At 61.5% G+C, this 26,502-nt stretch carries 6 protein-coding genes; 2 read left to right on the forward strand and 4 right to left on the reverse strand.

The genetic code is table 11. The features are described from left to right. Window positions 1-2: 2 nt before the first annotated feature. The 3 genes from ACEN8R_RS17305 to ACEN8R_RS17315 form a co-directional block, all read right to left on the reverse strand. Window positions 3-1,244, reverse strand: coding sequence for a glutamine synthetase family protein (locus tag ACEN8R_RS17305; protein ID WP_178119836.1), 1,242 nt, complete (start codon window positions 1,242-1,244; stop codon window positions 3-5). 221 nt (window positions 1,245-1,465) lie between these two features. Further along, window positions 1,466-2,158, reverse strand: coding sequence for a sensor histidine kinase (locus ACEN8R_RS17310; protein ID WP_495624217.1), 693 nt, complete (start codon window positions 2,156-2,158; stop codon window positions 1,466-1,468). Beyond that, window positions 2,155-3,759, reverse strand: a complete 1,605-nt coding sequence (locus ACEN8R_RS17315) for a response regulator (protein WP_495624218.1) — start codon at window positions 3,757-3,759, stop codon at window positions 2,155-2,157. Before ACEN8R_RS17315 ends, ACEN8R_RS17310 begins: the two co-directional genes overlap by 4 nt. Window positions 3,760-4,129: 370 nt before the next feature. On the opposite strand from ACEN8R_RS17315, the gene ACEN8R_RS17320 reads away from it, so the two are divergent. Further along, entirely contained in the window at window positions 4,130-8,278 is a 4,149-nt protein-coding gene (locus ACEN8R_RS17320) for a CheR family methyltransferase (protein ID WP_018926330.1), read from the forward strand. Between the two features lies 1 nt (window position 8,279). On the opposite strand, the gene ACEN8R_RS17325 is transcribed toward ACEN8R_RS17320, so the two are convergent. Beyond that, entirely contained in the window at window positions 8,280-8,819 is a 540-nt protein-coding gene (locus ACEN8R_RS17325) for a hypothetical protein (RefSeq protein ID WP_018926331.1), read from the reverse strand. Window positions 8,820-9,556: 737 nt separating this feature from the next. On the opposite strand from ACEN8R_RS17325, the gene ACEN8R_RS17330 reads away from it, so the two are divergent. Further along, window positions 9,557-26,485: a VCBS domain-containing protein gene (locus ACEN8R_RS17330; RefSeq protein ID WP_495624219.1), complete on the forward strand. Its 16,929-nt coding sequence runs from the start codon at window positions 9,557-9,559 to the stop codon at window positions 26,483-26,485. The last annotated feature ends 17 nt before the right edge of the window (window positions 26,486-26,502 follow it).

Below are 26,502 nucleotides of genomic sequence, written 5' to 3' on the forward strand. Positions count from 1 at the left end.
CGTCAGGCCTGGGCTGCTAGAACACGCCGTTCCCAGGGAGTAATTTCATCGAGGAAGCTGGTCAACTCCAGGGTCTTCGAAGCGATGTAGCCTTCGATGAACTCCTTGCCGAACAGTTCCTTCGCCAATTGGCTACGTTTCAGACGTTCAAGAGCGGCATGCAAGGTACACGGCAACGCAAGATTATCCGGCACCACGAATTCGCCCCGTGCCGCTTCGCTCGGTTCCAGTTTGTTTTCGATGCCATACAGCCCCGACGCCAGGCTCGCGGCGATCGCCAGATACGGGTTGGCGTCAGCCCCCGGCAGGCGGTTTTCGACCCGACGAGCGACCGGTGAACTGGCCGGAATGCGCAGGCCGGCCGCGCGGTTGTCGTGGGACCAGCAGGCATTATTGGGCGATGCAAAAGGATGGCACAGGCGCTGATAAGAGTTCACGTTCGGCGCAAACAGCGCGGTGAAATCCGCAAGGCCAGCTTGCTGACCACCGATGAAATGACGGAAGGTCGCGGTCGGCTCGCCAGCCTCGTCGCTGAACACGTTACGCCCGGTGCCGATCTCGACGACGCTCTGGTGAATATGCATCGAACTGCCCGGCGTGTGAGCCAACGGCTTGGCCATGCAGACCACGGTCAGGCCATGCTTGAGCGCGACTTCCTTGAGCAGATGCTTGAACAGCAAGGTCTGGTCGGCCAGCAGCAGCGGATCGCCATGCAGCAGGTTGATCTCGAACTGGCTGACGCCCATCTCGTGCATGAAGGTATCGCGTGGCAAGCCCAGCGCCGCCATGCCTGCGTAGACTTCAGTGAAGAACGGCCGCAAGCCGTTATTGGAGCTGATGCTGAATGCCGAATGACCGTCCTCGCGACGACCGTCCAGGCCCACTGGCGGCTGGAAGGGTTGCGTCGGGTCAGGGTTGGGCGCGAACACAAAGAATTCCAGCTCGGTCGCCACGACTGGCGCCAAACCGAGGGCGGCGTAGCGAGCGATCACCGCCTTGAGTTGGCCGCGAGTCGACAGGTGCGAGCTCTCGCCAGTCAGTTCCTGCGCATCGCATATGGCCAGTGCCCGAGGGTGCGAACTCCAAGGCAAGCGGTGAATCTGCGCCGGATCAGGCACCAGCGCCAGGTCACCATCATCGCTGCCGTAAAAGTGCGCGGGCGGATAGCCGCCCATGATGCATTGCAGCAGCACTCCCCGCGCCATCTGCAAACGCCGCCCCTCAAGAAATCCTTCAGCGGTCATTACTTTGCCGCGTGGCACGCCGTTCAGGTCCGGCGTGACACATTCAATCTCATCAATGCCCGTCAATCGCTGCGCGAGTGAGCGATGGCCATCGGTTGTCATGACGCAATCCTTGTTGTTGTACGAGCCGCGAACGGCGACCCGTACAAAATAGGCTCCGGCTGTTCGGAATATCAAGCAGCGTCAAACAAAAAGGCGCAATCCTGTGAGGAACGTGTCGTTCAGGGGAGATAGAGGCTGAACACGCCGCCACCCAATGGCCCGCCATTACTGATTTCGGTACGTCCGCCCACACCATCACGCTGATGCAAGGCGGCAATCCGCCCGGCAAAGTACAAGCCCAGGCCGGTACTGCCGCTGCTGTGGTTGATGCCCTGCACGTAATCGGCCTGACGCTCGATCATCTCGGCCGGATAACCCTCGCCATCGTCATTGATGGTCAGCACCAGTTGCCCGGCTTCATCGCTGACGCTGATCAACAAGGCGTGGCGAGCGTAACGGATGGCGTTGTTGATGCAATTGGCGAGCACCGAGGCAATCAGTTCACGGTCGAAAAAACCCAGCGGGCTTAACGGGTCCACTTCATAGGTCGCGATAATGCCGCGGCTGGCGAACACTTCCTGGTGAGCCGCCAGTTGCGCCTCGATGAAGTCATCCAGTTCATGGTAAGCCGGCTGCAACGGCATCTGGTTGACGCCGAGTTTGTACAGTCCCAACAACTGCACCAGCATGCCATTGAGATGGGCGAACTCGAAGTCGATCACACCCTGCTCCGGGGTCTGCCGCTCGGGATCAGGCAAGCGCGCCAGCCATTGACTGTGGGCCTGCATCAGCATCGCCAGGGAGTTCTTCATGTCGTGCACGGTGGAGGCAATCACCGTGGAGAAGTCGAGTGACGGTTCGCTGTCGATCATTCGCCGAACGCCTTGATTTTCAGTTTCTGGTAGCGCGGATAACGCGCGTCGGTATCGGGCATCAGGCCGACTGTTTTCAGGCAGGCCCGGCACTCTTCCAGTTCGGCCGACGGCACACTGGTGTCGGTGCCGTGCAGCAGCGACTGCGCCATGTTCAGGGCAATACTGATGTTCTTCGGTTGCAGCGCCAGGGCTTTGCGGAACACCTCCCGGGCTTCCACCAGGTTGCCGGTCTTGTACACCCGCACGCCCTGACGGTTGAGGTCGGCGGCGGCGTTGCCCGAGTTGAGGATGGTCGGGTCGTCGGTCAGCTTGGCGATGCCCTTCATCACGGTCGGATCGTCGCCGTAGATTTCCGCACAGTTTTTCAACATCGAAGCACCGGCACTCGCCTGCCCCAGCATTTGCAACTGCTTGGCCACCAGCAGCGCCGCTTCGGCGCTCATGAACTGTTCCATGCCATCGAGGCGCGTCATCGCTTGCTCGGTGAGCTTCTCGGCGGTTTCGGCATCGTTGAGCAGCAGGCTGGTGGCCTTCATCAGACGCGCGCGAATCTGCAGGCCCGGGTCTGACGGGTTCTCCTTCGCCACTGCACTCAGCGTCGTGTTGATTTCCAGGCGGGTCCGCGTGTCCAGGCCCTTTTCCGCACCTTTGCTGATCAAGGCATGGGCCAGGCCGAGGTTGCTTTCCGCATCCTTGAAACGTGACTGCGCCCCTTGGTTCACGGCCTGGCGATAGGCTTTGGAGGCAGTGTCGAAATCTTCGTTGGCCATTGCCAACTTGCCCAGCAACGCTTGCCGGCGCACCGCCAGCGGCGACAGGCGAATTGCTTCCTCCAACACTTTCTGCGCCGCTTTGGTGTCACCTTCGGCGACCAGCACATCGGCCATGCCATCGTAGAGGGCCGGCATCATCGGGAAGACTTTCAAGGCTTTTTCGTAAATGCCCTTGGCCTGGCTGACCTGCCCGCGCTTGAACAGCAATTGGCCCAATCCGGCAAACGCCCAGGGCAAAGGCCGATCCGCAATGATGCTGTCGTAAAGACGCTCCAGCGCTTCGTTCTGGTTCAAGTCGCGCAATGCATCGGCGCGGTAGCGCAGGCACAGCGGCGAATAACGAATGTCTTGTTTGCACAGGGCGATGCAGGCATTGAGCACTTCAACCGGTTTGCCCCGGTCAAGCGCTTGCAGGATCGGCTTGAGCAAGGTCTTGCGCTGTTCCAGTCGCTCCAGGCGCTGGGCCAGGCCGGAGCGGTTGAACGGTTTGGTCAGGTAAGCGTCGGGCTCATGCTCCAGTGCGCTGAGCACCATGGCCTGGCTGGTTTCGGCGGTGACCATGACAAACACACTTTCGTGGCTGATCAGCTTCTCGATCATCAGGTCTTCGAGCACCTGCTGACCGTTTTTCTTGCCATCGCCCAGGTGGAAATCCTGCAGGATGAAGTCGTAGGACTTCTGCGAGCACATGCGCAGCGCCTGCTCACCGGTATCAGCGGTGTCGACGTCCTTGACGCCCAGCTCCCGCAGCATGGACCTGACGGAACTGCGGAAATCCGAGAAATCATCGACGATCAAAAAGCTTTTTTGGTGATACGACAGCATCGAAGATTTCCAGGCAATTTAAGGAAGAACAACCTAAAGGCAATGGCTGCGAGTTCAGCTTCGCGGCCTTTCAGGCGCGCAGATGATAGCGAGAGGCCATTGGCTATCAAGCAATTTCGCACAATCGCGTGATGAGCTTTACCGGCCGCCAGCGATGAAATCACAACGGCTTGTCGCGTTATCGGCCAGTAGTCGCGTTCCCTTGAAGCAGCGGGAGTGCAATCGTTCCTTTTACTGCCAAAAGATCATACGGCTGCGCTAAATATTTGAAGGCGTTATTGAAAAACGGGATTATCCTGATTTATTGAAGCACGCTAATTATTATCCGCTTGAACCCAATACGCTCTAAATCGCCGGCAAAGGCCAGGAAATGACCACCACCCCCAAGCACTCGGCCACGGCTCCCGAGCGAAAGGCCCTGACCCTCAGTACCCTGGATTTTCCAGTGGTGGGCATCGGTGCGTCGGCTGGCGGGCTGCAAGCCATCAAATTGTTTTTCGAGAACATGCCTAACGACAACGGCATGGCGTTTGTGATCATTCTTCACCTGTCGCCCGACCACCAAAGCGTCGCAGACAAGATCATCCAGGAATCGACCCGGATGCCGGTTCTGCAGGTCACCGAAACCGTACCGATCGAGAAAAACCGGGTCTATGTCATCCCGCCGGCGCGGCGACTGGTGATGAATGGAAATAACCTTGAGGTAATTGAAAACGACCCACAACTGGGACGCCATGCCTCGATCGATCTGTTCTTCCGCGACCTGGCGCAAGTACACCGCGAGCGCGCCTTCTGCCTGGTGCTCTCGGGCAGCGGTTCCGACGGCGCAGTCGGCCTGTCGCGTATCAAGGAACAGGGCGGCATTACCCTGGCCCAGGTACCGGAAGACGCCGAGTTCGACGGTATGCCTCGGGCGGCCATCGAAACCGGCATGGTCGATCTGGTATTGCCCGTAGCAGACATGCCGCAAAAGCTGCTGGACCTGTGGCACAACTCCCGGGAAATCAGCTTGCCCGCCGCCAATGATCCGGAACTGCAATCCTTCGCCTCTGTAGCCGAACGTGATGCCGTGCTCGCCGAACAAATGCTGCACGACATCCTGATCCAGTTGCGTACCGGCACCGGTCATGACTTCAAGCACTATAAACGCGCAACGGTATTGCGGCGGATCGAACGCCGGATGCAGGTCACGGCCCAGCCCGACTTGGGAGCTTATTACCGCTACCTGCTAAGCAATCCCGAAGAAACCAAGGCGCTGCTGGGGGACATGCTGATCGGCGTGACCAACTTTTTCCGTGATCGCGAAGCCTTCGAAGCGCTGGAGCGGGATGTCATTCCGCAACTGGTCAGCGCCGCGGTTTCGGCGCAGCCTGAAAAGGAAGAAATCCGGGTCTGGTCGGCTGGCTGTTCCACCGGCGAAGAAGCCTATAGCCTGGCGATGCTGGTCAATGATCAGCTGCAACAGGAAGCCAGCAAGGCCTCACTGCAAGTTTTCGCCACCGACATCGACGAGCGCGCCATCAGCTTCGGCCGGGCCGGCCTGTACCCGCAAGCCATCGTGACGGATGTGCCGCCGACGCGGCTGCGGCATTACTTCATCAAGGAAGATGAGCACTATCGGATTCGCAAGGAAATCCGCGAGAAGGTGCTGTTCGCCAAACACAGCCTGCTGTCCGATCCACCCTTCTCGCAAATCGACCTGATCGTGTGCCGGAACCTGTTGATCTATCTGGATCGCGAAGTACAGCGCGAAATCCTGCAGATGTTCCACTTCGCCTTGCGCCCCGGCGGTTTTCTGTTCCTCGGTTCCTCCGAAAGCGCAGACGCTTGCCATGAGCTGTTCACGCCGGTGGACAAACGCAACCGGATCTTCCGCGCCAAGACCGGCACTGCCAACAGCCGACGCACGCCGACCGTGCCGCGCGGTGGTTACGTACGCTCCAATATTTCCCATCAGGCACCGCAACACGCCGTGCAGCGCAAACTGTCGTTTGCCGACATCCACCAGCGCGCCTTCGAACGCGCGGCCCCGCCGAGCATGATCGTCGATGCCAACGCCGACATCCTGCACATGAGCGAAAGTGCCGGGCGTTTCCTGCGGCATGTGGGCGGTGAGCTGTCACGCAACCTGCTGACGCTGATCCTTCCGGAACTGCGCCTGGAAATCCGCACCACGCTGTTCCAGGTCCAGCAGAGCGGCCTGGCCGTGAAATCACGCGAGGTGCCGGTCAAGCGCGAAGAGCGGCATTACAAGGTCAGCCTGGAGGCGCAGCCTTACAAGGATGAAGAGGCGGACGGCGAGTTCATCCTGGTGATTTTCGAGGAAGTCGAAGTCGATCCTTCGCAAGCGACGGCCACGCCCCTGCCGCAAACCGAAAGCCAGGTGCTGTCCAATCTTGAGCGTGAACTGCAACGCACCAAACTGCACTTGCAGGACACCATTGAACAATCGGAAATTTCCAGTGAAGAACTGAAAGCTTCCAACGAAGAAATGCAGGCGATCAACGAAGAACTGCGCTCGGCCACCGAAGAGCTGGAGACCAGCAAGGAAGAGCTGCAATCGATCAACGAAGAGCTGCTGACGGTCAACTACGAGCTGAAAACCAAAGTCGAAGAAACCGACAAGATCAACGACTACCTGACCAACCTGATCGCCTCCACCGACATTGCCACGGTGTTTGTCGACCGCAGCATGCGGATCAAGTGGTTCACTCCGCGTGCCACCGATATTTTCAGCATGTTGCCGGTGGATACCGGCCGCTCCCTGCTCGACATCACCCATCGCCTGCACTACGACGACCTGGCGAGTGACGCGGCATCGGTGTTCGAATCATTGAACATGATCGAACGTGAAGTCAGCAGCACCGACAAGCACTGGTACATCGCCCGCCTGCTGCCCTATCGCTCCAGCGAAGACCGTATCGACGGCACCGTGCTAACGTTCATTGACATCACCAAACGCCGCGAGGCCGAAGAAGAACTGCGCCTGGGTGAAGAACGCATGCGCCTGGTGGCCGAAAGCACCCGCGACTACGCGATCATCACCCTTGATGAACAAGGCGTGATCACCACCTGGAACAAAGGCGCCGAACTGATCTTCGGCTACAGCAAGGCCGAGGCCGAAGGCGCTTACTACGACTTCATTTTTTCCGCCGAAGACCGCGCCTCCGGCGTGCCTGAATCCGAACTGCTGGGGGCTCGCACCCATGGCCGTTCCGAAGATGAACGCTGGCACCTGCGCAAGGACGGCAGCCGCTTCTATTGCAGCGGCGAAGTGACCTTGCTCAGCGGTGACAACCTTCGCGGCTACGTGAAAATCGCCCGGGACCTGACCGGTCACAAACGCCAGCATGAGGAACAAAGCCAACAACTGGCCGAGACGCTGAACACCAATTACCTCAAGGATGAGTTCTTCGCGGTCATGTCCCACGAACTCAAGCATCCTCTGAACCTGATCCAGCTCAACGCCGAACTGTTACGGCGCTTGCCGGTGACCAAGTCGGTGGCGCCGGCCGCCAAAGCCGTCAACACCATTTGCGATGCCGTCAGCAGCCAGGCGCGGATCATCGACGACCTGCTGGATGTCGCCCGCGTGCGCACCGGCAAGCTCAAGCTCAAACCGATCGCCGTGGATCTGGCCAGTGTGCTGCGCGATATTTACACCGTCGTCCTCAACGACCAGCACAGCACCACCGTCGAGCTGCATGTGCCTTCGGAGCCGTTGATGGTGCGCGCCGATCCGACGCGCCTGGAGCAGATCATCTGGAACCTGGTGAATAACGCACTGAAATTCACCCCGCCCGACGGCCGCGTGCAATTGATCGCCAGCCTGGCCGAGAACATGGCGCGGCTGGACGTCAAGGACAATGGCACCGGCATCGCGGCAGAGAACCTCGAACACGTATTCGACCTGTTTGGCCAGGCTGAAACACAGCACGCCAACCACCAGCGCGAAGGGCTGGGCATCGGTTTGTCACTGGTGCGCCAATTGACCGAGGCGCAACATGGCACGGTTGAAGTGAGTTCGCCGGGCGTTGGGGAAGGCTGTACCTTCACTGTCTATTTGCCCCTGGCCAGTAGTGAAGGCAAAACCCAAACCACAACGCCAACCGATGAGGTATCAGGAAAACTGAGCGGCCTGACGATTCTGCTGGTCGACGACTCCGCCGAGGTACTGGAAACCCTGAAGATGCTGCTGGAAATGGAGGACGCCGAAGTCGTTGCCTTCGATCATCCGAAGGACGCTCTGGACGCGGCTGCAAACAGCCACTTCGACCTGATCATTTCGGACTTGGGCATGCCGGTCATGAACGGCCATGAACTGATGCAAGCATTACGTCAGTTGCCGCATGTCAAGGATGTGCCGGCCATTGCCCTGACTGGCTATGGCGCTATCAGCGATATTAAAAAGGCTCGTCAATCGGGCTTTGACCAGTACATTGGAAAACCGGTGTCCTACGATGACCTGATCGCGACCATCGAGACCCTGCGACAGCCCCGGGTATCAGGTTCTGAATAGCTCAGCGTAAATAGGCGCGTTGTACACAGACGCGCCGGTCAATCGCCTGCTTCAGTCGCTCCTTGTGGTCCGCCCAGACCCTGGGATCGACTTTGGGCGCGCGCATGAGGTCAAGCATGGCCGCTTTGGCGGTCAGGTATTCCGACCACGCATCTTCACAGCTGAGCTTGAAACGCTCACGTTCGTTCATTTCCATCCGCCGCAGCGCCAGTACCGACTCATCGGTGATGACCGTGCCGAGCGTCAGTTGCACCCGATGAGGTGCAACGAAGGCCTGCGTGCCCGCGACGATCTCGCCCGCTCGTAGAGCGCCCCACTTCAACGCCGCACAGTAAGTCTCATCACGGCCCCTGTCGTGAAACTCCTCACACAGCATGATCCCATGGTTATCGTAAACACCGATGAACACCTGGGTGATCCCCTCACGACTCAGTCGTGCCCGCACTTCCACTTGTGTCCCGTCACCGAGCATTTCTTCATGGATGTGGTGAGGTAATCGGGGGTCGGTCCATAACCAGAACTGTGCACCTCTGTGTCGCATTGCTTGGCTCCGTGAGTGGAGTCAGAAGTAAGGCACAGCAATAACGGACTTTCCACGTAAGTCGTCAGGTGGTTCGAGCAAGAAAAAACCGCCAGGGAATGCTCTGATGGACTTTTCTAACCGCTGACGCTGCAATTTTAGAGTGTTCTTGCACTGAAATTACGCAGCCAGCCCTTGCCGCATAAGGGTTTCAGCTCATTTGAGGCACACCACTATTGAGTGCCGGCGGGCACTTCGCCAAAAACAAATCGACATAATATTGACACCAAAACATCCACTTGTCGGAATATTGGCACATCGTACTGTTACCTGCGCTTAACACCTTTACAAAGCCTGACCCCACAACTAAACACCTATCAAACTGATATCAGGAAAGGCCGTATCCCTGAATCAGTGCTGTACCAAAATACGGCCTCATCCAGCCATTACTTCAGGAGTCCCTTCCCTATGGGTGCTCTCAGGATACTGCGCGCCACGCGCAGCGCAGCCTCAGGCTTGGGCCCACGTTCGCCCGACCGCTCCTGCGATTCGCTCCTCAAGTACGGCGAGTTTCTTCACCCCCGCGAGACCAGCGCCCCTCTGCCGGCAGCACCTGTCCCGTCAAGCCCAGACGGTCGACGATGTCCGGTAGCCGCCCCGTACCGCTCCTGAACACTCTGAGCGGCGCAAGCACGGGACTTCGTCCTGTTAGCAGTCCCTGGCAATTCCAATAAAAAAAGCATTCTCGGGAGAAAGACATGGCTACCACCACCACGACCAGCGGCGGCACCGTTACTTCGTTTTCCAATACGCCGCAGGCGCAGGACGACATTTTCACTACAGGTGTCATTGGCACGAGCAACGTGACCATCACTGAAGACCTGCAGGGTGTCGTGTACCTGGATGTCATGTCCAATGACCTGGGCGGTAACGCAAAGACGCTCTGGTCAGTTGATAACGCGACCAGCCTTTCTACTGCCACCAAGGTTTATGCCCCGGCCGATCTGCTGGTCCAGGACACGAGCAGAATTGAGGCGACGAGCACCGACACCAGCCTCAACGGGGCAAAAATCTGGATTACATCGGATGGCAAAGTCGGCTACGACGCCGCTACCTTATCGACTGCTTTCAAGACGCAACTTCAGGAGCTTGCTGCCGGAGCGTCCCTGGCAGACAGCTTTACGTATGCGATTCGTCTCGGCAATGGCACCCTCAGCTGGGCCACTGCGCAAGTGCAATTTGCCGGTATGAATGACAGTGTGACGATGAACGTCAGCGTGCAGGCTGGCACGGTGACCGAAGATGCGCCCACAACGCCGAGCACTACCGATTCGCTGAGTACGACGGGCACGATTGCATTTAGCGATGTCGATCTGAGCGACACGCATACCGCTTCATTCGTGGCGGCGGGAGGCAATACCACAGCGCTGGGCAACTTCAGCCTTGCCTCTGTCATTGAAGCGGCCAATGCGGCCAACGGCACCGTTAACTGGACTTACACCGTGAACAATGCGGCAGCCCAGTACCTGGCCCAAGGTCAGACGGCTACCGAAACCTATGTGGTCACCCTCAACGATGGGCATGGTTCGTCGACAACGCAAAATGTGGTCATCACCCTCACCGGCACCAACGACCAGGTGCACATCACCAGCGGCGTGCAGACCGGCGATGCCAAGGAAGACAGTGGCGACTACGCCGCCAACGGCAGCATCACCTTCACCGACGCCGACCTGATCGACACCCATAGCGTCACCGTCACACCGGGCGCTTCCGGCTACCTGGGCAGCTTCACCACAGATCCACTGCACGACAGCACCGGCACCGGTAGCGGTTCGCTGGGCTGGCACTTCGCGGTAGACAACGCCGCCGTGCAGTTCCTGGGCGAAGGCCAGACCCTCACCCAGACCTATAACGTGGCGATCGGCGACGGCACGGTACAGACCGTGACCATTACCATCACCGGCACCAACGACCGGCCGACGCTGACGATTGCCGACACCACCGGCGCCATGAGCGAAGGCAACGGTACGGCCACACTGAGCGACAGCGGTGCACTGAGCTTTGCCGATGTGGACAACATCGACGTGGTGACTGTGTCGCACACCTCCAACGGCAACATCGCCTGGAGCGGCGGCACGCTCGATGCGGGCGTGGCTTCGGCACTGGTCGCCGGTTTCTCGGTCGATCACAACAGTTGGGACTACAGCACCAGCCAGAACCTCGATTTCCTCGGCGCGGGTGAAACCGTCACCTTCTCGTACACCGTGGTCGCCACCGACAACAGCGGCGCGGCTAACGCTGCTTCGGCGACGCAGACCGTGACCATCACCATTACTGGTAGCAACGATGCACCGGTGCTCAGTTTCGCCACCGGTAACGATGCCGGCGCGGTGCAGGAAGACACCACGCTCAGCGTCAGCGGCCAGTTCAGCTCGAGCGACATTGATCATGCGGCCACGGCTACCTGGAGTATTGCCGGGTCCAATACCGGCACCTATGGCTCGATCGCCGTCGACGGCGCCGGTAAGTGGACGTACACCCTGGCCAACGGCACCGATGGCGTTGCCAGTGCGGTGCAATCACTGAAGGTTGGCGAGAGTCACAACGAAGTGTTCAGCGTGCAGGTCAGCGATGGCCTCGGCGGCGTCGCCACCCATCTGGTCACTGTCACCGTCACCGGCAGCAACGACGCGCCGGTGCTCAGTTTCGCAACGGGCAATGATGCCGGCGCCGTGAAGGAAGACACCACCCTCAGCGTCAGCGGCCAGTTCAGCTCGAGCGACATCGATCATAATGCCACCGCCACCTGGAGCATTGCCGGGTCCAATACCGGCACCTATGGTTCGATCGCCGTGGACGGCGGCGGTAAATGGACCTACACCCTGGCCAACGGCACCGATGGCGTTGCCAGTGCGGTGCAATCGCTGAAGGCCGGCGAAAGTCACAACGAAGTGTTCACCATCCAGGTCAGCGATGGCCTCGGCGGCGTCGCTACCCATCTGGTGACCGTCACCGTCACCGGCAGCAATGACGCACCGGTGCTCAGCTTCGCGAGCGGCAACGATGCCGGCGCCGTGAAGGAAGACACCACCCTCAGTGTCAGTGGCCAGTTCAACTCGACCGACATCGATCACGCGGCCACCGCCACCTGGAGCATTGCCGGGTCAAATACCGGCACCTATGGTTCGATCGCCGTGGACGGCACCGGTAAGTGGACGTACACCCTGGCCAACGGCACCGATGGCGTTGCCAGTGCCGTGCAATCACTGAAGGTTGGCGAGAGTCATGCTGAGGTGTTCACCATGCAGGTCAGCGATGGCCTCGGTGGCGTCGCCACCCACCTGGTGACGGTCACCGTCACCGGCACCAATGACGGTCCGGTCGCGGTAGCCGATGTCGCCGCCGGCACGGAAAACCAATCCCTGACCATCGACGTGCTGGCCAACGACACCGACGTCGACAACGGTCATCTGTTCACCCTGAACAGCGCCAGTGCCCCACTCGGCCAGGGCACCGCCAGCGTGGTCGCCAACCAGTTGGTGTTCACCCCTGGCAGCGACTTTGATCATCTGGCGCAAGGCGCGGTCGCGCACGTGACACTCAGCTACACCATGCAAGACGAACACGGCGCGCTTTCGTCTAGTACGGTGGACGTGACCATCACTGGTACCAACGACGGCCCAGTCGCGGTGGCCGATGTCGCCGCCGGCACGGAAAACCAATCCCTGACCATCGACGTGCTGGCCAACGACACCGACGTCGATGACGGTCATCTGTTCACCCTGAACAGCGCCAGCGCCCCACTCGGCCAGGGCACCGCCAGCGTGGTCGCCAACCAATTGCTGTTCACCCCTGGCAGCGACTTTGATCATCTGGCGCAAGGCGCGGTCGCGCACGTGACACTCAGCTACACCATGCAAGACGAACACGGCGCGCTCTCGAGTTCCACCGTGGATGTCACTATCACCGGCACCAACGACGGCCCGATCGCGGTGGCCGATGTCGCCGCTGGCACGGAAAACCAATCCCTGACCATCGACGTGCTGGCCAACGACACCGACGTCGATGAGGGTCATCTGTTCACCCTGAACAGCGCCAGCGCCCCGCTCGGCCAAGGCTCGGCCAGCGTGGTCGCCAATCAGCTGGTATTCACCCCCGGCAGCGACTTCGACCATCTGGCACAAGGCGCGGTCGCGCACGTGACACTCAGCTACACCATGCAGGACGAACACGGCGCGCTTTCGTCTAGTACTGTGGACGTCACTATCACCGGCACCAACGACGGTCCGATCGCGGTGGCCGATGTCGCCGCTGGCACGGAAAACCAATCCCTGACCATCGACGTGCTGGCCAACGACACCGACGTCGATGAGGGCCATCTGTTCACCCTGAACAGCGCCAGCGCCCCGCTCGGCCAAGGCTCGGCCAGCGTGGTCGCCAATCAGCTGGTATTCACCCCCGGCAGCGACTTCGACCATCTGGCACAGGGTGCGGTCGCGCACGTGACGCTCAGCTACACCATGCAGGACGAACACGGCGCGCTTTCGTCTAGTACGGTGGACGTGACTATCACCGGCACCAACGACGGCCCGATCGCGGTGGCCGATGTCGCCGCTGGCACGGAAAACCAATCCCTGACCATCGACGTGCTGGCCAACGACACCGACGTCGATGACGGCCACCAGTTCACCCTGAACAGCGCCAGCGCGCCGATCGGCCAAGGCACCGCCAGCGTGGTCGCCAACCAATTGCTGTTCAATCCTGGCAGCGACTTCGATCACCTGGCGCAAGGTGCCGTCCAGCACGTAACGCTCAGCTACACCATGCAGGACGAACACGGCGCACTTTCGAGCTCCACTGTGGACGTGACTATCACCGGCACCAACGACCAACCAACCCTGACAATTGCCGACACCACCGGCGCGATGAACGAAGGCGATGGCGCGGCGATGCTGAGCGACAGCGGCGCACTGAGCTTTGCCGATCTGGACAGCACCGACGTGGTGACCGTGTCGCACACCGCCAACGGCGACATCACCTGGAGCGGCGGCACACTCAATGCGGGCGTGGCTTCGGCACTGGTCGCCGGCTTCTCGGTCGATCAGGACAGCTGGGATTACAGCACCAGCCAGAACCTCGACTTCCTCGGCGCGGGTGAAACCATCACCTTCTCGTACACGGTGGTCGCCACCGATGACAGCGGCGCGGCTAACGCTGCTTCGGCAACGCAGACTGTCAGCATCACCATTACCGGCAGCAACGATGTGCCGGTGCTCAGTTTCGCGTCGGGCAATGATGTCGGTGCGGTGCAGGAAGACAGCACGCTCAGCGTCAGCGGCCAGTTCAGTTCAAGCGACATCGATCATGCCGCCACCGCGACCTGGAGCATTGCCGGGTCAAACACCGGCAGCTACGGCTCGATCGCCGTCGACGGCAGCGGTCAGTGGACTTACACCTTGGCCAACGGCACCGATGGCGTCGCCAGTGCCGTGCAGTCGTTGCAGGCCGGCGAGAGTCACAACGAAGTGTTCACCGTCCAGGTCAGCGACGGCCTCGGCGGTGTCGACACCCAGCAGGTGACTGTCACCGTCACCGGCAGCAACGATGCGCCAGTGCTCAGCTTCGCATCGGGCAACGATGCCGGCGCGGTGCAGGAAGACACCACGCTCAGCGTCAGTGGCCAGTTCAGTTCAAGCGACATCGACCATGCGGCCACCGCCACCTGGTCGATCAATGGCTCGGCAACTGGAACCTACGGCTCGATCGCCGTGGACGGCACCGGTCAGTGGACCTACACGTTGGCCAATGGCACCGACGGTGTCGCCAGTGCCGTGCAATCGTTGCAGGCCGGCGAGAGTCACAACGAAGTGTTCACCATCCAGGTCAGCGACGGCCTCGGCGGCGTCGACACCCAGCAAGTGACCGTCACTGTCACCGGCAGCAACGACGCCCCGGTACTCAGTTTCGCGTCGGGCAATGAGCTGGGCGCGGTGCAGGAAGACAGCTCCCTCAGCGTCAGCGGCCAGTTCAGCTCAAGCGACATCGACCACAATGCCACCGCCACTTGGAGCATTGCCGGAACAGCTAACGGCACTTATGGCTCAATCGCCGTCGACAGCAGCGGTCAATGGACCTACACGTTGGCCAATGGCACCGATGGTGTCGCCAGTGCCGTGCAATCGCTGCAGGCCGGCGAGAGCCATGACGAGGTGTTCAGCATCCAGGTCAGCGACGGCCTGGGCGGCGTCGACACCCAGCAAGTGACTGTCACCGTCACCGGCAGCAACGATGCACCGGTACTCAGCTTCGCGTCGGGCAACGAGCTTGGTGCTGTGCAGGAAGACACCACCCTCAGCGTCAGCGGCCAGTTCAGTTCAAGCGACATCGACCACGCGGCCACCGCGACCTGGTCGATCAATGGCTCGGCCACTGGGACCTACGGCTCGATCGCCGTCGACAGCAGCGGTCAGTGGACTTACACCTTGGCCAACGGCAGCGATGGCGTTGCCAGTGCCGTGCAGTCGCTGCAGGCCGGCGAGAGTCACAATGAAGTGTTCACCATCCAGGTCAGCGATGGCCTCGGCGGCGTCGACACCCAGCAAGTGACTGTCACCGTCACCGGCAGCAATGACGCGCCCGTACTCAGCTTCGCCAGCGGCAACGAGCTTGGTGCAGTGCAGGAAGACACCACCCTCAGCGTCAGCGGCCAGTTCAGTTCGAGCGACATTGATCACAATGCCACCGCCACTTGGTCGATCAATGGCTCGGCAACTGGAACCTACGGCTCGATCGCCGTCGACAGCACGGGCCAGTGGACCTACACCCTGGCCAACGGCAGCGACGGTGTCGCCAGTGCCGTTCAGTCACTGAAGGCCGGCGAGACTCACAATGAAGTGTTCACCATCCAGGTCAGCGATGGCCTGGGCGGCGTCGACACCCAACTGGTGACCGTCACCGTCACCGGTAGCAACGACGCACCCGTACTCAGTTTCGCCAGCGGCAACGAGCTTGGTGCAGTGCAGGAAGACAGCACCCTCAGCGTCAGTGGCCAATTCAGCTCAAGCGACATCGACCACGATGCCACCGCCACTTGGTCGATCAATGGCTCGGCAACTGGAACCTACGGCTCGATCGCCGTCGACGGCAGCGGTCAATGGACGTACACCCTGGCCAACGGCACCGATGGCGTCGCCAGTGCCGTGCAGTCGTTGCAGGCCGGCGAGAGTCACAACGAAGTGTTCACCATCCAGGTCAGCGACGGCCTCGGCGGTGTCGACACCCAGCAGGTGACTGTCACCGTCACCGGCAGCAATGACGCGCCGGTGCTGAGCTTCGCGTCGGGCAACGATGTCGGTGCGGTGCAGGAAGACAGCACGCTCAGCGTCAGCGGCCAATTCAGCTCGAGTGACATCGATCACAATGCCACCGCCACCTGGAGCATTGCCGGGTCCAATGCCGGCAGCTACGGCTCAATCGCCGTCGACAGCACGGGCCAATGGACCTACACCTTGACCAACGGCACCGATGGCGTCGCCAGTGCCGTGCAATCACTGCAGGCCGGCGAGAGCCATGACGAGGTGTTCAGCATCCAGGTCAGCGACGGCCTCGGCGGCGTCGACACCCAGCAGGTGACCGTGACCGTCACCGGCAGCAACGACGCGCCGGTGCTCAGCTTCGCCAGCGACAACGATGTCGGCGCCGTGCAGGAGGACAGCACCCTCAGCGTCAGCGGCCAGTTCAGCTCGAGCGACATCGACCATGCGGCCACCGCGACCTGGTCGATCAATGGCTCGGCAACTGGGACCTACGGCTCAATCGCCGTCGACAGCACTGGCCAATGGACTTACACCTTGGCCAACGGCAGCGATGGCGTCGCCGGTGCCGTGCAGTCGCTGAAAGCCGGCGAGAGTCATAACGAAGTGTTCAGCGTGCAGGTCAGCGATGGCCTCGGCGGCGTCGACACCCAACAGGTGACCGTGACCGTCACCGGCAGCAACGATGCGCCGGTGCTCAGCTTTGCGAGCGGCAACGATGTCGGCGCCGTGCAGGAGGACACCACCCTCAGCGTCAGCGGCCAGTTCAGTTCAAGCGACATCGATCATGCTGCCACGGCGACCTGGAGCATTGCCGGAACAGCTAACGGCACTTATGGCTCAATCGCCGTCGACAGCAGCGGCCAATGGACCTACACCTTGGCCAACGGCAGCGATGGCGTCGCCAGTGCCGTGCAATCGTTGCAGGCCGGCGAGAGTCATAACGAGGTGTTCACCATTCAGGTCAGCGATGGCCTCGGCGGTATCGACACCCAGCAGGTGACCGTCACCGTCAGCGGTAGCAACGACGCACCGGTGCTCAGTTTCGCCAGCGGCAACGAGCTTGGTGCAGTGCAGGAAGACAGCACCCTCAGCGTCAGTGGCCAATTCAGCTCAAGCGACATCGACCACGATGCCACCGCCACTTGGTCGATCAATGGCTCGGCAACTGGAACCTACGGCTCGATCGCCGTCGACGGCAGCAGCGGCCAATGGACGTACACCTTGGCCAACGGCACCGATGGCGTCGCCAGTGCCGTGCAATCGCTGCAGGCCGGCGAGACTCACAACGAAGTGTTCACCATCCAGGTCAGCGACGGCCTCGGCGGCGTCGACACCCAGCAAGTGACCGTCACTGTCACCGGCAGCAACGATGCGCCGGTGCTCAGCTTCGCCAGCGGCAACGATGCCGGCACGGTGCAGGAAGACAGCTCCCTCAGCGTCAGCGGTCAGTTCAGCTCAAGCGACATCGACCACGACGCCACCGCGACCTGGAGCATTGCCGGGTCCAATACCGGCACTTATGGCTCGATCGCCGTCGACAGCAGCGGTCAATGGACCTACACCTTGGCCAATGGCAGCGACGGCGTCGCCAGTGCCGTGCAGTCGTTGCAGGCCGGCGAGAGTCACGATGAAGTGTTCACCATCCAGGTCAGCGATGGCCTCGGCGGCGTCGACACCCAGCAGGTGACCGTCACCGTCACCGGCAGCAACGATGCGCCGGTGCTCAGCTTCGCGTCGGGCAATGAGGTGGGTGCGGTGCAGGAAGACACCACCCTCAGCGTCAGCGGCCAGTTCAGTTCAAGCGACATCGATCATGCGGCCACCGCCACCTGGAGCATCGCCGGGTCCAATACCGGCACTTACGGCTCGATCGCCGTCGACGGCAGCGGTCAGTGGACTTACACCTTGGCCAATGGCACCGATGGTGTCGCCAGTGCCGTGCAATCGCTGCAGGCCGGCGAGACTCACAACGAAGTGTTCAGCGTGCAGGTCAGTGATGGCCTCGGTGGCGTCGACACCCAGCAGGTGACTGTCACCGTCACCGGCAGCAATGACGCCCCGGTACTCAGCTTCGCCAGCGACAACGATGTCGGCGCGGTGCAGGAGGACAGCAGCCTCAGCGTCAGTGGCCAGTTCAGCTCGAGCGACATCGACCACGATGCTACCGCCACCTGGAGCATTGCCGGGTCCAATACCGGCACTTATGGCTCAATCGCCGTCGACGGCAGCGGCCAATGGACCTACACGTTGGCCAATGGCAGCGACGGCGTCGCCAGTGCCGTGCAGTCGTTGCAGGCCGGCGAGAGTCACGATGAAGTGTTCACCATCCAGGTCAGCGATGGCCTCGGCGGCGTCGACACCCAGCAGGTGACTGTCACCGTCACCGGCAGCAACGATGCGCCCGTGCTCAGCTTTGCGTCGGGCAACGATGTCGGCGCCGTGCAGGAAGACAGCACGCTCAGCGTCAGCGGCCAATTCAGCTCAAGCGACATCGACCACGATGCCACCGCCACTTGGTCGATCAATGGTTCGGCCACTGGAACCTACGGCTCGATCGCCGTCGACAGCACGGGCCAATGGACTTACACCCTGGCCAACGGCACCGATGGCGTTGCCAGTGCCGTTCAGTCACTGAAGGCCGGCGAGAGTCACGACGAAGTGTTCAGCGTGCAGGTCAGCGATGGCCTGGGCGGTGTCGACACCCAGCAGGTGACCGTGACCGTCACCGGCAGCAACGACGCACCCGTACTCAGCTTTGCGAGCGGCAACGAGCTTGGTGCAGTGCAGGAAGACAGCACGCTCAGCGTCAGCGGCCAATTCAGCTCAAGCGACATCGACCATGCAGCCACTGCCACCTGGTCCATCAATGGCTCGGCAACTGGAACCTACGGCTCGATCGCCGTCGACGGCAGCGGTCAGTGGACCTACACGCTGGCCAATGGCACCGATGGCGTCGCCAGTGCCGTGCAGTCGTTGCAGGCCGGCGAGAGTCACGATGAAGTGTTCTGCATCCAGGTCAGTGATGGCCTGGGCGGCGTCGACACCCAGCAGGTGACCGTCACTGTCACCGGCAGCAATGACGCACCGGTACTCAGCTTCTCGTCGGGCAACGATTTCGGCGCCGTGCAGGAGGACAGCACCCTCAGCGTCAGTGGCCAGTTCAGTTCAAGCGACATCGATCATGCAGCCACCGCGACCTGGAGCATTGCCGGGTCCAACACCGGCAGCTACGGCTCGATCGCCGTCGACAGCAGCAGCGGTCAGTGGACCTACACCCTGGCCAACGGCACCAATGGCGTCGCCAGTGCCGTGCAATCGTTGCAGGCCGGCGAGACTCACAATGAAGTGTTCACCATCCAGGTCAGCGATGGCCTCGGCGGCGTCGACACCCAGCAGGTGACCGTCACTATCACCGGCAGCAATGACGCGCCGGTGCTGAGCTTCGCGTCGGGCAATGAGGTGGGCGCGGTGCAGGAGGACAGCAGCCTCAGCGTCAGCGGCCAGTTCAGCTCGAGCGACATCGATCATGCGGCCACCGCCACCTGGAGCATCGCCGGGTCCAATACCGGCACTTACGGCTCGATCGCCGTCGACGGCAGCGGTCAGTGGACTTACACCCTGGCCAACGGCACCGATGGCGTTGCCAGTGCCGTGCAATCACTGCAGGCCGACGAGAGTCATAACGAAGTGTTCAGCGTGCAGGTCAGCGATGGCCTCGGTGGCGTCGACACCCAGCAGGTGACCGTCACTGTCACCGGCAGCAACGATGCGCCAGTGCTCAGCTTCGCCAGCGGCAACGATGTCGGCGCCGTGCAGGAGGACAGCACCCTCAGCGTCAGCGGCCAGTTCAGCTCGAGCGACATCGACCATGCAGCCACTGCCACCTGGTCGATCAATGGCTCGGCAACCGGAACCTACGGCTCGATCGCCGTCGACGGCAGCGGTCAGTGGACCTACACCCTGGCCAACGGCACCGATGGCGTTGCCAGTGCCGTGCAATCACTGAAAGCCGGCGAGAGCCATGACGAAGTGTTCAGCGTGCAGGTCAGCGATGGCCTCGGTGGCGTCGACACCCAGCAGGTGACTGTCACCGTCACCGGCAGCAACGATGCGCCGGTGCTCAGCTTCGCGTCGGGCAACGATGCCGGTGCGGTGCAGGAAGACAGCACCCTCAGCGTCAGTGGCCAGTTCAGCTCGAGCGACATCGACCATGCGGCCACCGCCACTTGGAGCATAGCCGGGTCCAATACCGGCACTTATGGCTCGATCGCCGTCGACAGCAGCGGCCAGTGGACCTACACGTTGGCCAATGGCACCGACGGTGTCGCCAGTGCCGTGCAATCGTTGCAGGCCGGCGAGAGTCACAACGAAGTGTTCACCATCCAGGTCAGCGACGGCCTCGGCGGCGTCGACACCCAGCAGGTGACTGTCACCGTCACCGGCAGCAACGACGCACCCGTACTCAGTTTCGCCAACGGCAACGATGCCGGCGCGGTGCAGGAAGACACCACGCTCAGCGTCAGCGGCCAGTTCAGTTCAAGCGACATCGATCATGCAGCCACCGCGACCTGGAGCATTGCCGGGTCCAATACTGGCAGCTATGGCTCGATCGCCGTCGACAGCACGGGCCAATGGACCTACACCTTGGCCAACGGCACCGATGGCGTCGCCAGTGCCGTGCAATCACTGCAGGCCGGCGAGACTCACAATGAAGTGTTCACCCTCCAGGTCAGCGATGGCCTCGGTGGCGTCGACACCCAACAGGTGACTGTCACCGTCACCGGCAGCAACGATGCGCCCGTACTCAGCTTCGCGTCGGGCAACGATGTCGGCGCGGTGCAGGAGGACAGCAGCCTCAGCGTCAGCGGCCAGTTCAGCTCGAGCGACATCGATCATGCGGCCACCGCCACCTGGAGCATCGCCGGGTCCAATACCGGCACTTACGGTTCCATCGCCGTCGACAGCACTGGTCAGTGGACTTACACCCTGGCCAACGGCACCGATGGCGTTGCCAGTGCCGTGCAGTCGCTGCAGGCCGGCGAGACTCACAACGAAGTGTTCACCATCCAGGTCAGCGACGGCCTCGGCGGCGTCGACACCCAGCAGGTGACCGTCACTGTCACCGGCAGCAATGACGCCCCCGTACTCAGTTTCGCCAGCGGCAACGAGCTTGGTGCAGTGCAGGAAGACACCACCCTCAGCGTCAGCGGCCAGTTCAGTTCGAGCGACATTGATCACAATGCCACCGCCACTTGGTCGATCAATGGCTCGGCAACTGGAACCTACGGCTCGATCGCCGTCGACAGCACGGGCCAGTGGACCTACACCCTGGCCAACGGCAGCGATGGCGTCGCCAGTGCCGTGCAATCACTGAAGGCCGGCGAGAGTCACGATGAAGTGTTCAGCGTGCAGGTCAGCGATGGCCTGGGCGGCGTCGACACCCAACTGGTGACCGTGACCGTCACCGGCAGCAACGATGCCGCAGTGCTGTCCTCGGCCAGCGTCACGCTGACCGAAACCAATGCTCCGCTGACCACCGGCGGCAGCCTGACCATCAGCGATATCGACAGCCCGGAAAGCTTCCAGGCGCAGTCCGGCACCGCTGGCGTCAACGGGGCCTTCGCCATCGATGCCGCGGGTAACTGGAGCTATACCGCCAACTCGGCCTTCGATGCACTCAATGTCGGCGACAGCCTGACCGACACCTTCGCGGTACTCAGTGCTGATGGCACCGAGACCTCGGTCAGCGTCACCATCAACGGCACTAACGATGCACCGGTAACCGACCTGAACGGTGGAAGCCCCGGCAACGACGCGACCGCAGCCTTCACCGAACAGACCTCCGTGCTGATCGCCCCGTCGGCGACCATTACCGACGTCGACTCGGCCAACCTGACCTCGATGACGGCGACGCTGACGGTGCGCCCTGACGGCAACACCACCGAGTCGCTATCACTTAACGCGAGCGCCACTACCGCAGCGGCCGGCCTGACGGTCAGCTACACCACCAGCACCGGCGTGCTGTCGATCACCGGTTTGGCCAGCAAGGCCACATACCAGACGATTCTGGACGGCATCCTCTACAACAACTCCAGCAATACGCCGACCACTTCTGATCGGACGGTGAACGTTCTGGTCAGCGACGGCATCGACAGCAGCATCTCGCACAGCGTCACCATCGGCATTACTGCGCTCAACGACACGCCGGTGAACACGCTGCCGGCAAGCTACACGACGAATGAAGACGCCGCATTCAAGCTCAGCGGTCTGTCGGTGGCAGACGTCGACGCAGGCGCTGGCAACATCTCGGTTACGCTCACGGTCGGCAGCGGCTCGTTGACGGCCGCGACAGCGGGCAGTGTCTCGGTCAGTGGCTCGGGCACCAGCAGCATCGTGCTCACGGGTACCCTCGCCAACATCAACACTTACCTGGCCACGGTCGCCAACCAGCCAACCTACACCCCGGTTGCCAATGCCAACGGTGCGGTCACCCTGACCATGCTGACCAATGACGGCGGCAACACGGGCACTGGTGGTGCACTGAGCGACAGCGACACGATCAACATCAACATCACCGCGCTCAATGACGCCCCGGTGAACACGTTGCCGGCAAGCTACACGACGAATGAAGACGCCGCATTCAAGCTCAGCGGTCTGTCGGTGGCAGACGTCGACGCAGGCGCTGGCAGTATCTCGGTTACGCTCACGGTCGGCAGCGGCTCGTTGACGGCCGCGACAGCGGGCAGTGTCTCGGTCAGTGGCTCGGGCACCAGCAGCATCGTGCTCACGGGTACCCTCGCCAACATCAACACTTACCTGGCCACGGTCGCCAACCAGCCAACCTACACCCCGATTGCCAATGCCAACGGTACGGTCACCCTGACCATGCTGACCAATGACGGCGGCAACACGGGCACTGGTGGTGCGTTGAGCGACAGCGACACGATCAACATCAACATCACCGCGCTCAATGACGCACCGGTGAACACGTTGCTGGCAAGCTACACGACGAATGAAGACGCCGCATTCAAGCTCAGCGGTCTGTCGGTGGCAGACGTCGACGCAGGCGCTGGCAACATCTCGGTTACGCTCACGGTCGGCAGCGGCTCGTTGACGGCCGCGACAGCGGGCAGTGTCTCGGTCAGCGGCTCGGGCACCAGCAGCATCGTACTCACGGGTACCCTCGCCAACATCAACACTTACCTGGCCACGGTCGCCAACCAGCCGACCTACACCCCGGTTGCCAATGCCAACGGTACGGTCACCCTGACCATGCTGACCAATGACGGTGGCAACACGGGCACTGGTGGTGCACTGAGCGACAGCGACACGATCAACATCAACATCACCGCGCTCAACGACACTCCGGTGAACACACTGCCGGCAAGCTACACGACGAATGAAGACACTGCATTCAAGCTCAGCGGTCTGTCGGTGGCAGACGTCGACGCAGGCGCTGGCAGCATCTCGGTCACGCTCACGGTCGACAGCGGCTCGTTAACGGCCGCGACAGCAGGCAGTGTCACGATCAGCGGCTCAGGCACCAGCAGCATCGTGCTCACGGGTACCCTCACCAACATCAACACTTACCTGGCCACGGTCGCCAACCAGCCGACCTACACCCCAGCTGCCAATGCCAACGGTACGGTCACCCTGACCATGCTGACTAATGACGGCGGCAACACGGGCACTGGTGGTGCGCTGAGCGACAGCGACACGATCAACATCAACATCACCGCGCTCAATGACGCACCGGTGAACACGCTGCCGGCAAGCTACACGACGAATGAAGACGCCGCATTCAAGCTCAGCGGTCTGTCGGTGGCAGACGTCGACGCAGGCGCTGGCAACATCTCGGTTACGCTCACGGTCGGCAGCGGCTCGTTGACGGCCGCGACAGCGGGCAGTGTCTCGGTCAGTGGCTCGGGCACCAGCAGCATCGTGCTCACCGGCACCCTCGCCAACATCAACACTTACCTGGCCACGGTCGCCAACCAGCCAACCTACACCCCGGTTGCCAATGCCAACGGCACGGTCACCCTGACCATGCTGACCAATGACGGTGGCAACACGGGCACTGGTGGTGCATTGAGCGACAGCGACACGATCAACATCAACATCACCGCGGTCAATGACGCGCCGGTACTGTCCGGGACAGCTCCGACGTCGGTCAATGTCAGCGGCGGTGTGTTGGTGAGTTCGTTCCTGAGTTCCACTGATGTGGACAGTGGTGCACTGAAGGGCATCGCGATCACCGCTGCGACCCGCACAAATGGCTCTACTGGCAAGTGGCAGTACTCAACAGACAGTGGATCGACGTGGACAGATGTCGGCACGGTAAGTACGAACTCGGCGCTGCTGCTACGTAGCGGAGACTTAGTACGCATGACCGGTAACGGAAATGCGGGAGATCTAACCTACAAGGCGTGGGATCAGACGTCGGGCACGTTTGCGACGAAGGTCGACCCTGGCTCAGGCGGGGGTGCCAGCGCGTTCAGCACGACCAGCGTTACATGGTCGGTCACTCACCCGGCAGGCACCGCCGGCGAGCCGATCAACTTGGCTCTGGTCAACCCGTCGGCGGATCACAGTCTTCCTGTCACGGTAACGATCACCGGTGTTCCAGCGGACTGGATAGTGAACGGCGCCACGCATCTCGGCGGCGGCAGTTGGTCGGTCACCACTATCGACCCCTCGGTACTCACCGTCACTACGACGGCAGGCTACGTCGGCGCTATGGTGTTACATGTAACGGAGACTTGGACCAATGCAGACGGGACCACAGGAAGCGCCATCATCTCGGACAACGTAGAGGCTTACGCCCCAGGCTCACCAATCTTCGCCTTGTCCCTCAACGACAACCTGACCGGCTCGTCCGGTGCCGACACCTTCGTCTTCGCCCAGCCGATCGGCAACAACCAGATCTACAACTTCGATGCCGCAGCGGACAAGATCGACCTGATCGGCTTCACAGGCGTCACCGGCTTTGCTGACTTGAGCATCACTAACGACGCAAACGGCAATGCGCTGGTCAGCATAGGCACTGGCCAGACGATCACCCTGAAAGGTGTCGATGCGGCGAGCTTGAGCGAAGCGAACTTCCAGTTCGATGTCGACCCGCTCACCAACAACACCGGTACCCTCACCATTGCCGACGGCGCGATCATGCCGTTCGGTGGCAGTATCCATAACAGCGGCACCATCGAGCTCGGCTCCGCCGGCAGCGCGACCAGCCTTGAGGTTCTGTTCCGTGGCGCGACCTTGACCGGTGGCGGCCAGGTGCTGCTATCCGACAACGCGCAAAACGTGATTTTCGGCGGCAGCGCCGACACCGTACTGAACAACGTCGACAACCGCATTTCCGGCGCCGGCCAGTTGGGTGCCGGGCAGATGGTGCTGATCAATTCGGGGCTGATCATGGCCAGCGGGCTGAACAGCCTGGTGCTCGACACCGGCACCCACACCATCACCAACAGCGGGGTGCTGGAGTCCACGGGCCCAGGCGGCATGACGGTGGCCAGTACGGTCGAAAACACCGGCCACCTGTGGGCCAATGGTGGTGACCTGCGCCTGCTGGCCGACGTGACCGGCGACGGCAGCGCGACCATCGACGGTAACGCAACCCTGACCTTCTCCGGTGCTGCACACGGGTCCGTCGCCTTCCACGGCGAAGGCGCGGGTACGCTGGTGATCGCACAGGCCGAAACAGCGGGCTCGCTGGCCGGCATCCTCGGCCTTGAGAGCAATGACATGCTGACGTTCGGCAATCTCGCTTTCGGCGCCAACACCCAACTCAGCTACAACACCAACGCCTCTGGCGCCGGCGGCCTGCTGACAGTGGACGACGGCGTGCATCGGGCCGAGGTGAACCTGTTGGGGCATTACTCGGCGGAAGACTTCCAGGTCACCGACGGCGGCGCGGCCGGCACTCAAGTCAGTTACCACGGAGAATCCAGCGGCACGCTGGTGGGCACCATGCTCGCAGACACGATCAATGGTGGCGACGGCAACGACATCATCGTGGGCCGTGGCGGTGCAGACACGCTCAGCGGTGGCGCGGGAGCCGACGTGTTTGCCTACTTCAACGTGAATGAAGGCGGCGACCATATCCTCGACTACAACTACGCCGAAGGGGACAAAATCGACCTCTCCGCACTGCTCAAGGCCAACTTCGTCGCCGGCACCAGCCAGGTGTCGGACTTTGTCCAAGTGGTGCAGACCGGCAACGACATCACCGTGAAGGTAGACCCTGATGGCGCAAGCAATGGCAAGAATTTCGTCGATGTGGCGGTGCTTGACCACGCTGGTACGCCTGGGCCCGATCTGGTGCGCACCTGGTTCGGGGATGCGGAGCATACGCTGACGGCGTGATAGTGGGCTGGAGTTGA

The sequence above is a fragment of the Pseudomonas sp. Pseusp15 genome (genome assembly GCF_059492165.1).